The organism is Clostridium sp. CS1-1 (assembly GCF_056135525.1).
This window is the reverse complement of record NZ_CM148680.1, coordinates 1,084,441-1,098,359: the sequence shown is the minus strand read 5'-3', so window position 1 is coordinate 1,098,359 and position 13,919 is coordinate 1,084,441. Positions and strand designations below refer to the sequence as shown.

General features: G+C 33.1%; 13 protein-coding genes. 2 read left to right on the top strand and 11 right to left on the bottom strand.

Annotated elements, in window-relative coordinates; all coding sequences use genetic code 11:
• Nucleotides 1-243: 243 nt before the first annotated feature.
• From AC0N0V_RS04900 to AC0N0V_RS04855, 10 genes are all read right to left on the bottom strand, one after another.
• Complete coding sequence (locus AC0N0V_RS04900; RefSeq protein WP_474462477.1) at nt 244-1,104, bottom strand: PhnE/PtxC family ABC transporter permease; 861 nt, start codon at nt 1,102-1,104, stop codon at nt 244-246.
• Nucleotides 1,101-1,811, bottom strand: a complete 711-nt coding sequence (locus tag AC0N0V_RS04895; RefSeq protein WP_474462475.1) for a PhnE/PtxC family ABC transporter permease — start codon at nt 1,809-1,811, stop codon at nt 1,101-1,103. Before AC0N0V_RS04895 ends, AC0N0V_RS04900 begins: the two co-directional genes overlap by 4 nt.
• Nucleotides 1,812-1,893: 82 nt before the next feature.
• Nucleotides 1,894-2,649 carry a phosphonate ABC transporter ATP-binding protein gene (locus AC0N0V_RS04890; protein WP_474462474.1) on the bottom strand — a complete coding sequence of 252 codons (756 nt, stop codon included), beginning with the start codon at nt 2,647-2,649 and terminating at the stop codon, nt 1,894-1,896.
• A gap of 86 nt (nt 2,650-2,735) precedes the next feature.
• Nucleotides 2,736-3,647 (bottom strand): putative selenate ABC transporter substrate-binding protein, encoded by a 912-nt coding sequence (locus AC0N0V_RS04885; RefSeq protein WP_474462472.1) that lies wholly within the window; start codon nt 3,645-3,647, stop codon nt 2,736-2,738.
• Nucleotides 3,648-3,889: 242 nt separating this feature from the next.
• Complete coding sequence (locus AC0N0V_RS04880) at nt 3,890-4,987, bottom strand: GerAB/ArcD/ProY family transporter (RefSeq protein WP_474462470.1); 1,098 nt, start codon at nt 4,985-4,987, stop codon at nt 3,890-3,892.
• Nucleotides 4,977-6,089 carry a GerAB/ArcD/ProY family transporter gene (locus tag AC0N0V_RS04875; protein WP_474462469.1) on the bottom strand — a complete coding sequence of 371 codons (1,113 nt, stop codon included), beginning with the start codon at nt 6,087-6,089 and terminating at the stop codon, nt 4,977-4,979. Before AC0N0V_RS04875 ends, AC0N0V_RS04880 begins: the two co-directional genes overlap by 11 nt.
• 18 nt (nt 6,090-6,107) lie before the next feature.
• On the bottom strand, nt 6,108-7,217 hold the full coding sequence (locus tag AC0N0V_RS04870; protein WP_474462468.1) for a GerAB/ArcD/ProY family transporter: 1,110 nt from the start codon (nt 7,215-7,217) through the stop codon (nt 6,108-6,110).
• 157 nt (nt 7,218-7,374) lie between these two features.
• Nucleotides 7,375-7,608, bottom strand: a complete 234-nt coding sequence (locus tag AC0N0V_RS04865; RefSeq protein WP_474462466.1) for a hypothetical protein — start codon at nt 7,606-7,608, stop codon at nt 7,375-7,377.
• A 6-nt stretch (nt 7,609-7,614) separates the two neighbouring features.
• The gene (locus AC0N0V_RS04860; protein ID WP_474462465.1) at nt 7,615-8,814 is read right to left on the bottom strand and encodes a Ger(x)C family spore germination protein; all 1,200 of its coding nucleotides are present in this window, start codon (nt 8,812-8,814) and stop codon (nt 7,615-7,617) included.
• Between the two features lie 74 nt (nt 8,815-8,888).
• A complete protein-coding gene (locus tag AC0N0V_RS04855; RefSeq protein WP_474462463.1) occupies nt 8,889-10,559 on the bottom strand; it encodes a spore germination protein in 1,671 nt (556 codons plus the stop codon).
• A gap of 169 nt (nt 10,560-10,728) precedes the next feature.
• On the opposite strand from AC0N0V_RS04855, the gene AC0N0V_RS04850 reads away from it, so the two are divergent.
• Both AC0N0V_RS04850 and AC0N0V_RS04845 read left to right on the top strand, forming a co-directional pair.
• A complete protein-coding gene (locus AC0N0V_RS04850; protein ID WP_474462461.1) occupies nt 10,729-11,424 on the top strand; it encodes a hypothetical protein in 696 nt (231 codons plus the stop codon).
• A gap of 511 nt (nt 11,425-11,935) precedes the next feature.
• Nucleotides 11,936-13,102 carry an aminotransferase class V-fold PLP-dependent enzyme gene (locus AC0N0V_RS04845; RefSeq protein WP_474462459.1) on the top strand — a complete coding sequence of 389 codons (1,167 nt, stop codon included), beginning with the start codon at nt 11,936-11,938 and terminating at the stop codon, nt 13,100-13,102.
• A 52-nt stretch (nt 13,103-13,154) separates the two neighbouring features.
• Here the strand turns inward: AC0N0V_RS04845 and AC0N0V_RS04840 are convergent, their stop codons facing one another.
• Entirely contained in the window at nt 13,155-13,865 is a 711-nt protein-coding gene (locus tag AC0N0V_RS04840) for a L,D-transpeptidase family protein (RefSeq protein WP_474462457.1), read from the bottom strand.
• Nucleotides 13,866-13,919 lie beyond the last annotated feature (54 nt).

The following is a 13,919-nucleotide window of genomic DNA, read 5'->3' as shown; positions in this document are numbered from 1 at the left end:
CTTTTTTTCCTCCTGTTTTTCAGTTAAGCTTATAATATTAAAAAGTTACTACTTTAATTAACTTTTCTATATATTATGACGGATAAGCTAATTTGCTACCTATTACTGGAGGCATTTACTTTAATACCTAAGAAAATCTCGTATATACTACTAACTAATAATTGTTATAGAATCAAAAAACAAATAAACATCAGGCAGGATTAAAATCCTACCTGATGTTTATTTTAAGCTTGCTATATAATTCTACTCACTAAACCAACGCGCACCTTCAGATACTAAATCTGCTAGAAATACCATCAATAAATAACAGATCAAAAGTAAAGTTATTTCTGTATACTTAAAATAACTCATGCTAAGTTTAAACTGCTGTCCAAGTCCTCCAGCACCAACAAATCCTACTACTATAGTTGTACGAAGTATTACTTCTCCACGATAAAGAATATAAGTAAGAAACTTTGGCATAACCGTTGGTATTACTCCATAAATAAGTATTTGTCCTGAACTCGCTCCACAGGAAGCAAGGTTTCTAATAGGGCGTAAATCCAAATCTTCTATTACCTCTGCACATAGTTTTCCTAGTATCCCGAAGTTATGTAGTGCTAGAGCTATTGCTCCTGGCAAAATACCTGGCTTAAAAATGAAAACTATAATCATTGCCCAAACTAACTCAGGAACTGCTCTTGAAAAAATATATAGAGCTCTCATTATTCCAAATAAGAGAGAACTATACCACTTTTTTGATAGTGTCAATGTTCCGTCAGCAGCATTTCTTGCAGCAGGAATTACTGTAATGAGCATCCCTATGGTTGCAAAGCCTATAGCCATAACACTCATCTGTAAAGTTTCATAGGTAAGCTTTAATGCGTTTTTCCAGCTCTCAACATCCAAAAATGCTGGGCTTTTTTCACCCATTCCTAGTAATCCATTAAAAAACTTCTTTGCATAATTCATATTATCTTCAGAAAATAGACCCCAGAAATCTGCATTATCAACCTTATATATAAATATCCAAGATCCAATTATTATTGCTATGAGTAGTAAGACTGAAAACTTAATAAAATCAAACTTTATTTGTTTCTTTGGTATAATTATTTCCTGTTTCATATTACAAGCCTCCTTCGAAGAAGATTACTCCAAAGGTCGATTAATGCTACAAGTGCTGTTAGAAAAAACATATATGTCCACATAACATTATAGTTCAAGTCCTGTAGCGCCAATTGAATCTGATAACCGAGTCCTCCTAGTCCAATAAAACTCATAATTGTCGAAGAACGAACAGCACATTCAAGTCTATACATGGTATAGCTAAGCATATCTATTTTAGCTATTGGTAGATAACCATACATTAAGACTTGTAATCTTGATGCTCCGGATGCTCTTAAAGCTTTTATAGGTTCATTTGGAACATCATTAAGTATATCTGCATATATACGGCCAAGAGTTCCACCATAAGGAATGGCTAAAGCAAAAATTGCAGCATATGGAGTCAATCCGATAGCTGCCACAAAAAGCCATGCCCAAATCAATTCATGGATTGCTCGCATAAAACCAAGTACTCCTCTAAATGCTGTCTTAAAAACACGACGGTTTACTTCACTGTAACATAAAACCCCCGATGCTAAAACACCAAATATTATTGCAATAATAAATGCTAGTGTCATACCTGCAACAGCGTAAGCAAGAGTTCTCCAAGCTGCAATAACTGCTGTTTCTAAGATTTGAGGAGAAAAATCTGGCTTAAGTAGGGATTCTACAACCTGAACAATAGTAACCTTTCCACCGGGATGTAAAAGCTCTGGTCCCCAATGCACTGAAAACAAACTCCATATAAAAACTAGGATAAGCAATAACGTAAGTAAATTCTTTTTATGAAATTCCAGAGCAGACTTGAGATTATGCATCTTTTTTCAACTCCTTTAAATCATAAAGCTCAGATAAGTGTCTCTCAGTAACTTTTTCTGTTGGAAGATCGAAATAGACTTCTCCTTCTCTAAGCGCTATTATACGAGTAAAATACTTTTTTGCATATTCAACGCTATGCATACTAGCTACAAGGGTCTGATTTTCTTCTCTTACAAGCATCGTTAACATAGATAAAATGTCCTCAGCACGAGCTGGGTCTAAAGAAGCTACTGGCTCATCAGCTAAAATAATTTCCGGTTTTTGAACTAGTAATCGTGCCATTGCTACTCTTTGCTGCTCTCCACCAGATAAACTGGAAGTTTTCTCATAAATTTTTTGGAGTAATCCTACTCTTTCCAAAGCCTTAGCCGCTATATCCTTCTCTTGAGGAATAAGCAAAGATAAAAAAGACTTAAAAAATCCCCAATCAGCAAGACGACCAGCCAAAACATTTTGAATCACAGGCAACTGGCCCACTAAATCAAACTGTTGACGAATTATCCCTACCTTCTTTGCTAATTGTTTTCCTGTTTTATATTCACCTGCTAATATACCATCAATAATCAATTCACCAGCACTAGGTTTAAGAATATTAGCTAAAGTATTTAATAGTGTTGTTTTTCCTGCTCCACTTGGACCAATTAAAGCAACTATCTCTCCCTTTTTAATAGTAAGAGAAAGAGGAGCTAACGCTGTTTTCTTCTCATATACCTTTGATATTTCTTTTAGTTCAAATATATTTTTCATAATCTCACCCATCGTTTACATAGATAAAATAGATACTTAATATTAAATTAAGTATCTATTTTATCTATGTATATTAAATTATCTCTCTATTTAATCATACCTGTCTTTTTTCCAACTTCTTCAATCGCCTTATAATTATCATTATTAGTTTCTACAAACTTATCAGTTTGGAAGAATTTTAAAGCTTTTACTGCATCTTCACTTTTGTCAGATCCCATAGAAAGTAATGCATCTTTAACTTTTTGCTTAGTTCCTTCTCCATATACCTTATCTATGTTATCTAATTTGTTAATTGTCCAGTGGTAATCAAAATATTCTGGTGTTGTATAGAATACTTTAACTTTATTTAAATCAACTTTATTTTCTTTAATAGTTTTTTCCCATACAGATATATTTAAAGCTCCAGTTTGGAAAGCTCCTGACTCTACAAGTTTAATTGTTTTATCATGTGAACCTGAATAATTTGGTTTGCCATTAAAATCTTTTTCTGCATCAATGCCTGCTTTCATTAAGAAGTAACGTGGCATTAAGCTTCCTGAAGTTGAACTTTCACTACCAAAAGTAAAAGTTTTTCCCTTTAAATCTTCTAACTTAGCAACATTTAAATCTTTTTGTGCTATAAAAACTGATTGGAATTTTGAATCTCTTGGTCTTTGTGCGATAGCTTCAGCTCCTGGTGCTACTGCTCTTGCTTGAACTCCTGTAAGTCCACCAAACCAAACCATTTGCATTTCGCCTCTTTCAAAGGCAGTAACTAAAGCTGCATAATCATTAGATGGAACAAACTTAACATTTAAGCCTGTCTTTGCACTAAGATATTTTGCTGTAGCTTCCATATTAGGATTTAATTCTGCTGCACTTTGGTCTGGAATTGCTCCTATTTTAAACTCTTTTTGAGCTGTTTCTTTCTTAGAGTTATCTGTTGCTTGCTTTTGCCCACAAGCTGTTAATGAAACTGCCATAAGTCCTGCTAATAAAGCTGTCATAAATTTTTTCATAACTAATTCTCCCCTTACTATGTAAAATCATTATTAATTTCATATTCAACAACATTTTACAATACTATACAAAACTTGTACAATTACGTTTTAAAATACTCACTTATGCAACTATAAATTTTTCTTATAGTCATGTCATTTAACAACTTTTCTCCTTGATTTTATCCGATGACTACCCGCTCTTTATTCTCTTTAAATTAAAGAGAAGGTAATAACTCGTATGGCTTAATATTCTACATAAACTATTGCCTTCTCCTCTCTTTAAATTTACCTATAACCAACAGTAACAATGGAATAAGTATTGCATTAGTTAAAACATAAGGTACCCATGTAGTACTATCCCAATTCATTTCATAATTTACAGTAGGATATATTACCTGTGAAAGTACAACAACAATTATCCCTAAAGGAAGAGCTAGGCACTTATAATCCTTTAAATTAAAAATTTGTGCAGCTCCTACAACTGATGCGTAAAAATATAAACTGGTTTTATAAAATATACTAACTATCCATACCATCGCAATAATTGCTTCTACTCTCTCAAAGGAATACCCTATAGCCACCTTTCTCGCTAAGGCATAGCTAGGATACAAATGTCTACTTGCTGACTCTACGCCTAGAATTGCAATAGTTACAACAGTTTGAATGATGATCAATATTCCTCCAATTAAAACTGCCATATAAAAAGACTGTTTCTCTTCCTCCAAGTTATTAGTGGATACTGGAAAAATCATTAAAAAAGCTATAAAGGTCAAAGGAACGAAGGCTTCAAATAATAAAGCTCCATGAAATATAGGTTTTAACCCTACTTCAAATAAAGGTAGGAGCTTTTTAAGTTCTAACTGAGGCAATAAGAAAAAAATTAGAATAACATATCCGGAAATTGCCCAAGGAAATAAAACCTCTGCTGAACGTACTATAACTTCAATTCCCAGTCTACACCCAACAATAACTGCTAACATAAATAATAAGTTAACTACAATTGAGGGGGTTTCCACCATAATATTTGTTGTTATAAAAGTACCTACAATATACAATACAGACGCAGAGTTGAATACGAAAAATAAAACAAGCCACACGGAAATTATTCTTCCTAGCTTTTCACCTAATACTTTGTGAGAATATTGTACTAGGGTGATATTTACCATTCTCTGTGCTACAATATTATAAAAACCTATAATAAATAAAGAAACTATAACTCCGACTATGGAAGCTATCCACGCATCCTGCTTTGCTTTTCCAACTAATGTGCCCGGTATATTTAAAACAGAAGTTCCGATAAAAGTTAAAATTACAAATACTTTAAATCCTGATTTTCCTATCTTCTCATTACTTAACATTGCTATTTCGCCCTTCTTTTTTTCCCTTAATATAAGTTGCTGCACCAAGAAGCACTGGTATGCCTACCTGAAGGGGAATATGCACATACTTTGGCACTACTTTGAGACCAATCTCCAAGTGTTCCGTAAAATTTCTAGCCATTATTATAGATAAAATTACAATAATAAAATAAAGCGGAATTATAAATTTTCTATAATCTTTAACACCAAATATATCTCTAATTCCCATTAATGAAGCATACATGAATATTAAAATTTTAAAATATCCACCAATAATTAGCATTAATATAGCAATTGGATCCATCCTTTGAAAGTAGTGTCCAAAACTTACCTTCTCTAGGGCTTTTAAGAGCGGAAATGTAGAGTTTGCTGCCATAGCAGCCCCAATGGTCCCTATATTAATAGCTATAACAGTCGTTAGAATAATGCCGCTAAATAGTACCGCAAAAATAACTGTCTTTCCCACCTTTTTAGATTCATTTAAATAAGGGAATAACATAGTAAACACAATTATTTCACCAAATGGAAATGTTAGCGTCAAAGGAAATGCTGTAGTTAAAACAGGTTTTACCCCTTCCTCCAAAACTGGAAAAAAGTTATTGGATTCAATTACTCCAGAAGCAAACATAATTGTAAAGAAGGCTGTTCCAAGAAACATAAAAACTATAAAGAATATTTCTCCTGCTCTTCCAACTACCTCTACCCCCAAATAGCAGCCGTAACTGATTGAAAGCATCATAAGAATTTCAATAACATTTATAGGTGTGCCTAGAAGTGCTGTTGAAACCAAAAGCTCTCCGAAGTCTCTCAAAACCCTCCCTGCTAAATAGGTAAAATATGATATATATATTACCCCAATAAAAACACCAATATACTTTCCAAGAACTCTTCTACAGAGACTTGTTAGAGACAAGTTACAATTCTTTTTATATAGATAGAAATATAAAACAGCTAGAAATACTCCTCCTATCATTCCTAGTAGAATTGCCAGCCATGCATCCTGCTTTGCTTTCATTCCAAGCCCAACTACAATTGCACTTCCAAGCTCAAATAATACCATCAAAGAAAAAAGCTCTTTTGTGTCAATTTTAGCCTTATCCATGACTTGTAAAACTCCTTTCTACCTATTCTTAAGCTTACCAACAATTAATAAAAATAACGGAATAAAAAGTCCATTAGTAAGTGCATAAGATACCCATGTGGTTGTATTCCAAGTCATAGCGTATGCTATATTTGGATATCTAATTTGGGCTAGCATAATTATAATAATTCCAAAGGGCATGGTAAAACATTTGTAATCTTTCAGTTTAAAAATCTGTGCAAAACCTATCACGGTTCCATAAAAATATATAACCGTGTTAAAAAATATAGCAATAATCCATATCATAGCAACAACTGCCTCTATTCTTTCAAGAAAATTACCTATATTTATCCTTTTAGCTAAGCTGTATGTAGGATATAGCTTTCTAGCCGTTGTGGCGGGCCCCATAACTAAAATACAAATAAATAATGTTATAATAAATATAATTCCTGCAATTAGCATTCCTTTTAAAAAAGACTTTTTCACTTCTTCTTCTCTATCCACATAAGCGGGAAAAATCATCAAAAACACGACAAATGGTAGAGAAATAAAGCTTTGATAAAGTAATATACTTTTTAGCATAGGCTTTACTCCTACATCAAGCATTGGAAGTATATTTTTAAGCTTAATCATTGGAACTGAAAGAAGAATTAATAAAATAACCCCGCCTAAAGCCCAATGATACAAAACTTCTCCTGTTCGTGCTATAACCTCTATTCCCAATCGGCTGCCAAAAATGACTACAATCATAAATAATATATTAATAACTATTGTTGGAGTTTGCGGCATTATTGAAGTATCTATAAAATTTCCTGCAATTCGTAGAAAGGCAGAAGTATTTAATAACAAAAATAAAACAAACCATAGGGAGAGGATCGTTCCAAAACCTCTCCCTAAAACTTTTCTTGAGTACTGAACTAAAGTCATATCATTGAACATCTCTCCTAAGAATATGTATAACTTCATTATTAACAATCCTACTATTAAGCCCAGTGAAGCAGTAATCCATACACTGGTTTTAGCAATCACAGTAAGTGTTGATGGAGCATTTATTATAGATGTACCTATAAAACTTAAAATTACTAACACCTTAATTTGATGTGCACTTATTTTTCCACCTTCTAGCATTTTCTCCTCACTTCTTTTCATTTTCACTTTACCTACATCTTCTAAATGTCCCTAGTAAAACTCTACTTATTAATTTTGTCATTGCGTCGCCATTGTCGGTAGCAATTATAACCTTCGGTAAAAATTCTACTCATTGATTTGCTCATACTTAACTTATGTGACAGCTAAAATATTTAAACTACTTAAATATTTTAGCTATAAAATTATTCATAGGATTGTATAGGTCTGTAAGCCAATCAGAAGGATTGGGAATATTTAAATTTAAAGCATAGGCAATGCTTAAAGAAACTGACAAAAAGAGGAGTACAAAAAATGCCTTCAACTCTCTTTTTAACTTTTTTCTAATCAAATCCGGAACTTCAATAAGGGTAATTACAGTAGCTAACACTAAAATTAATAGAATATATTTCAATTTTATCTACTCCTCAATTTCTTTTCGTATAGGATTTGTAATGGTTCCCATTCCCCTTAAGTTCACTACTACTTCTGTTTCCACCTTCAATTTTGAGAATTCTTCATCCCAATTTTTCTCTAATTTCTTCCATTCCTTTGGATGCCTTCTATGTATCTCCTCTCCAAATCCAAAAACATCACTCTTAAAATCTTTCTGAGCTTTTAAAACTGCCGAATTCATTTTACTCTTAATGTGCTTTTCAAATAGTTTTTCTAACTCGGTAATTGTCTCTGTTTTAGTTAAATCTATATTGCTTTGCACACTGCCTAAATTTCCCTCTATTTTAAGAAGCACCTTTATTTTAGGTTTTCCGTCTTCTATATGTGCTTTCATAGAAGATTTAGCTCTTATAACATTCATGCTAATATTGCCACCGTTTGGATAATTAATTGTTGAAGCAGTACTCTTGGTATTTCCAACTATGTCACTAAAACCAACGCTTTGCATCTCATCAAACCAACCAACTAATTTATCCTGGTTAAATACTCCTAAATTTTCTGTTTGTATTAATGTAGGTGTCTTTGTTTTTTCTATATTTTCGGAACTCATACCTGTTTTATGATTTCCTTTTAGGACTAAGCCAGTAATTACTGCCTCTTTTCCTGTGCTTGCCATATTATTTATAAGCTCATCTAGCTTAACGGTATTAGTAGATGCCCATAACTTTTCCGAGGTTTCCAGTGAGCTATATATTTTATTCGCTGGTATTTTCTCAAGAGGTGTTTGTATATCCAGTATTTCCTCTGCTTTTGCATTTCTTGCTACTAATACATATATATTTGCTCTCATTTCGTGATCTCTTGAAAGAAAATCTATAGCCTTTGAAAGCCCTTCTTCTGCTACTTCCTTTCCAAACACAATAATCCGGAGGTGGGAAAGATAAATTCTTCTAGGCGCCATAATGGTTATTCTCCTAAGAGCTTCAGTTATAGTTTTGCCTGAGGCTCTATGGGTTATAACAGTCGATCTCCCTCCCGTAGCCCCTTTATTAGAGATTTCTCCAGGGTTAACCAATTGAACACTGACAAAATAGTTATTTTCATGTTTATCAATCCCAATTGCAGTAGCAATACCAAGCTCATTTAGTTCTCTTTTGCTCCAACAGCCAGTAAGCAGGCTCGATACAATTATAAATACTAATACTACAGCAATCTTTCTATTCATAGTTAACCTCCTTATCCCAGTTTTAAATATATTAATCAATATCTTATTAATCCATAACATTTAACTCCGAGCTTCTAACTCTGCTCTTCACCCTTATAAGGATCTGGCTCCGTTTTTGATACGTCTGTTTGTCTAGTTGTATTCTCTTGATTAATTAAACGTGCCCTCTTTATCATATTTTTAAGTGGAGACCTGATAAGTGTATCGTTCTGATCCGCCATAATAAAAGGACCCATTGGAGCTAAATATGGGATTCCAAAAGATCGTAAACTGCACAGATGCAGTACCATCACTATCAGACCTAAGGCAATACCAAATAATCCAAAAGTTGCTCCTAAAAATAAAAATATAAAACGGATCATTCTTACAGCAATAGACATGGAAAACACTGGTGAAACAAAGCTGCATATAGCTGTAGCAGATACAATTATTACCATTATCGCTGAAACAACACCAGCTTCTACCGCTGCCTGGCCAAGAACTAATGCTCCAACAATTGAAATAGCATTACCGATGGCTTTTGGCATTCTAACTCCTGCTTCTCTTAAAATTTCAAAGGTAACTTCCATTAAAACAGCCTCTATAGCTGCAGGAAATGGAACTCCTTCTCTCTGTGCTGCCAAATTGGTAAGAAGAGTAGTTGGAATCATCTCCTGATGAAAAGTGGTAATTGCAACATAAGTAGCAGGTGTCAAAAGCGCAAGCATAAAACACACAAATCTAAGTATTCTAATAAGGGAACTTATATCAAATCTATTATAGTAATCCTCTGACGCTTGAAAAAACTGTGAAAACAGAACTGGAACTAATAAAACAAAAGGAGTTCCATCAACCATAATAGCAACCCGTCCCCCAAGTAATGCCGCTGCCACAGTATCTGGTCTTTCTGTATTAAACACTGTAGGAAAAGGAGTATATGTTGAATCTTGAATATATTCTTCTATGTATCCACTCTCAAAAATCCCATCAATTTGTATCTTATCTAAACGTCTATGTAATTCCTCTACAATTTTGTCAGTTACAATTCCTTTCATATAGAGAATAGCTACACTGGTTTTTGTCCTAACTCCAATTTGTCTTATTTCTATCCAGAGGTTTGGGTCTTTAATTCTTCTGCGGACTAAAGAAATATTAGTTATAATTGTTTCAGAGAATCCATCCTTTGGACCCCTAACAACAGTCTGTGAGCTAGGCTCATTAATCCCTCTATCCTTAAATCCTTTTACACTTACGGAAAGTGCCTGAGTATACCCATCTACTAAAATAATGGCATTTCCTGAAAACAAATCTGTAAAAAGAGCTTCAAAATCATCGATCTGCTCAATTTCACCTACTGTTAGAACTATATCCTTTATAACCCTAATAGCATTCGGCTTAGAAAGAATGTTAGAAGCAGAGGTTCCTTTTAACAAGTCTTGAGACAAGGTCTCTAAAATAAAATCCTGTACATATTGTATGTTAGTCATCCCATCTGTGTATATTACACATAATTTTGAGCTTTCGTTTTCATTTACATAAAGTTCCTTTATTACTACATCTATACTTGAACCTGTCTTTTGCTTAATTATTTGTATATTTTGCTGAAGATTCATGTTTAAAGGCTCTTTTGAATTATTCCCTGCATTCCTGTTTGTTCCATTATTATTCATCGTACAAGTATTAGCGGAATCATTATTTATTTGACTACTATCGTCTGAACTTTGTGACTGATTACTTTTTTTTAATAAAGCTTTAAAAATGTTCATAAATAAAACTCCTCTATACCTTTTTATATAGTTTTTTCTATTATTAACAATACTATTCAAAAATATATTTTAATAGATTTCATAAATAAATTATTTATTAATGTTTTTTGTAACCTTTTTATTGCCACCGAATAGAATAATAATGTAGTTAATCATATCGGAGGTATTTATGTATTATAGAAATGATAACTTAGACTTGAACCAAAACTTTAATGAGGAGATAGATGATATACGCGGCAAGAAGCATAATAACAAGTGTTCTAAAAAAGATTCCACTACAGATAACAAACACAAAGTTTCACATACTACTGATAATAAGCATTATTGTTCACACACTACTGACAATCATAAACAACATTATGCACATACTACTACAACTACTGATCATAAAAAGCATGACCATACTCATACTTCTGACCACACAACTGAGGAATATCACAAAATGCCTTATGCAATGGAGCCTATGGGATTATGTCCATACATGATGGCTAACTGTCCAATGATGCATAATCCAGAAATGATGCATGGCCCAGAAATGCTTCAACCGCTTGCAATGCATCACCCACAAATGATGTACCCTCAGGCAATGCACAATAATATGAATAATTGTGGCTGTAGTAAAACAAGTGATCGCTTTGAAGATTGGGATGGAAACTGTAATGATGATTTAAATGATGATTTCTGTGATGATTTAGATAGACAAGGTGGCCATACTACTGAAAATCACCAACCTTATCATCAATATTACCCTTATCACCAGTATCCATATCATCAATACCCTTATCATCATTATCCATATTACCACCAATATCCATATTACCACCACTATCCATACTATCATCAAAGACCTTGGTGGATGCGTTAATAGGTCATATTATAAATATAGATTTTAAAACTTATTTCTTAGAGATAGCTAGTCTCTTTTGGTTATATTTACACCCATTGTAGGTGTTCTAATCAAATTTTATTAAAAAGCTTAAATATCATATTTTCTATGTGCTATACACTTTAAATAGATAATATTTTACTTTATCGGCATAAAAAAGAGTATGACTTAACCCTAATATAGCAACCTGTTTAAATAGTAGGTTTATAGTGTAGAGTCAGCTTCGACCAAAAGACTACATCATCTTATACTAACAAATTTGAAGACTCTCAATTCTTTTCACAGTTTTCTATAAGAAAACATTGAAAAAAATTGGAGTCTTTAAAAATGCGTTAGTATTAGCTGATGTTCTTGAAGAGAGGGCTGACGTAACACTGTTAACCTTAATTTAAGTCGCACTTTTTTGCTATTCAACACAAACATTTCTAGTACCTTTTCTCATACTACTTTATATAATGTTAATGTAATCATTATTTAAGGAGTGTTTTTATTGGCAATTTATCTTGACAATGCAGCTACCTCTTATCCAAAACCTGATGTAGTAATTAATACAATGGCGAATTATATGAAGAAGGTAGGGGCAACTGCCGGAAGAGGTGCTTACAAAAATGCAATGGAAGCTGATAAACTTGTATTTAATTGCCGCAAGATGATATGTAAATTATTCAATGGTAGTGACCCAAAGAAAGTAATATTCACCTCCAACATCACAGAATCATTAAATTTAGTAATTAATGGGCTTTTAAAGAATGGAGATCATGTTATAACTAGCAGCCTAGAGCACAATGCTGTTAGAAGACCACTAAAAACCTTAGAAAGAGATAGAGGAATTCAAATTTCAATGGTGCCTTGTACTTCTTCTGGAATTACAAATCCTTCTGATGTCGAAAATCTAATAAGACCTAACACAAAGCTTATTATTTTTACCCATGCTTCTAATGTAACGGGTACAATTCAACCAATAACAGAGATAGGTAAAATAGCAAAACAACATCACATACCATTACTTATTGACTCTGCTCAAACTGCAGGAGCATATCCAATTGATGTTGTTCGTGATAACATTGATTATTTAGCATTTACAGGTCACAAAAGCCTGCTTGGCCCAACAGGTACAGGGGGACTTTTAATTAATTGTGATACTTGCATGACACCTCTAAAATCTGGTGGTACTGGTGGGGATTCAAAGCATCCATACCAACCAGAAGGATTCCCAACAAAATATGAATGTGGTACTCCTAATGTAGCTGGGCTTATTGGGCTTGGTGAGGCATTAAACTATGTATTATCAGTTGGCGTAGATAAGATAAGAAAGACAGAGGAGGATCTAGTAGAGTATTCGCTAAAGAAGCTTTCCGAAGTTGATGGTATAAGGATTTATGGTCCTAAAAACACAAAAAAAATAGTTGGAGTTATATCTTTTAATATAAAGAATATACCCGCTGATGAAATAGCTCAGGTTCTTGATCAAAAATATGATATAGCAGTAAGAATTGGACTTCACTGCGCACCAACTGCCCATAGCGTTATCGGTACATTAGATAGAGGCACCGTGAGAATAGGTATTGGATATTTTAATAAAAAGAAGCATATAGATACTCTTGTGAAAGCATTGAAGATCATAAGCACCGGGTCCTATAATAAAAAAATAATTTAATTATAGATAAAAAGATTACAGATTTAAAAGTCTAAAGTCTGTAATCTTTTTATTACTTATAAATTTCAACTGGTGTTTTAATAGGAGTATACTGTTTAAGAATATTTATATCTTCATTTGTCATCGCAATACAGCCATAGGTCCAATCATATTTATTCCCACCCCCATGAATTCCAACCGCTCCACCTAAAGGTGTATTCCATGGTGGCTGCTCTCCAGCATCTATAGAGCTCTTTATTCTATTGTATGTGGCTCGATCTATAATTCCTTTTTGTAACCCTTTTTCAGCATCTTTTATGTTTGGATAACTTAACCCCATAAAATATGTATACTTTGTTGCACCATTTCTAGAACATATATAATATTTTCCTATAGGAGTTCTATTATCCCCTTCCTTTTCCTTATCCTCCCAAGGAGACCTACCAAGTCCTATTTTAAACCTACCAATTAGTTGTTCATCACCATAAAGTTCTAATATTCTCTTATCTTTATACACTTTAACTAAAGCTTTAGATGGCATAGTTTTAGGTCTATTAAAAAAGATCTGTAAACTGCCCTTATTATCATCACTAGATATATTCATTGAACTTTGTTCTCCAGTATTCTGACTATTATTATTTTTTAGTAAAGTTTCCCTTACTTTATTATCATTACTCTTATTGGTATCAATATGTCTTTTTATAACTGACCTCGTAATAAGAAATATTATTACTATACCAAATATCAAAAATATCAACGGAAAAATAGTGCGTTTCTTTCTCATAGTTATCACTCCCGTATAATTTACTTAACTATAGAAATTTTAGCATATTTTTCA

Excerpts from the sequence above, each read along its gene's own strand:
- AC0N0V_RS04900 (WP_474462477.1), bottom strand. The coding sequence starts at position 1,104 with ATGAAACAGGAAATAATTATACCAAAGAAACAAATAAAGTTTGATTTT.
- AC0N0V_RS04890 (WP_474462474.1), bottom strand. The coding sequence starts at position 2,649 with ATGAAAAATATATTTGAACTAAAAGAAATATCAAAGGTATATGAGAAG.
- AC0N0V_RS04885 (WP_474462472.1), bottom strand. The coding sequence starts at position 3,647 with ATGAAAAAATTTATGACAGCTTTATTAGCAGGACTTATGGCAGTTTCA.
- AC0N0V_RS04880 (WP_474462470.1), bottom strand. The coding sequence starts at position 4,987 with ATGTTAAGTAATGAGAAGATAGGAAAATCAGGATTTAAAGTATTTGTA.
- AC0N0V_RS04875 (WP_474462469.1), bottom strand. The coding sequence starts at position 6,089 with ATGGATAAGGCTAAAATTGACACAAAAGAGCTTTTTTCTTTGATGGTA.
- AC0N0V_RS04870 (WP_474462468.1), bottom strand. The coding sequence starts at position 7,217 with ATGAAAAGAAGTGAGGAGAAAATGCTAGAAGGTGGAAAAATAAGTGCA.
- AC0N0V_RS04860 (WP_474462465.1), bottom strand. The coding sequence starts at position 8,814 with ATGAATAGAAAGATTGCTGTAGTATTAGTATTTATAATTGTATCGAGC.
- AC0N0V_RS04855 (WP_474462463.1), bottom strand. The coding sequence starts at position 10,559 with ATGAACATTTTTAAAGCTTTATTAAAAAAAAGTAATCAGTCACAAAGT.
- AC0N0V_RS04850 (WP_474462461.1), top strand. The coding sequence starts at position 10,729 with ATGTATTATAGAAATGATAACTTAGACTTGAACCAAAACTTTAATGAG.
- AC0N0V_RS04840 (WP_474462457.1), bottom strand. The coding sequence starts at position 13,865 with ATGAGAAAGAAACGCACTATTTTTCCGTTGATATTTTTGATATTTGGT.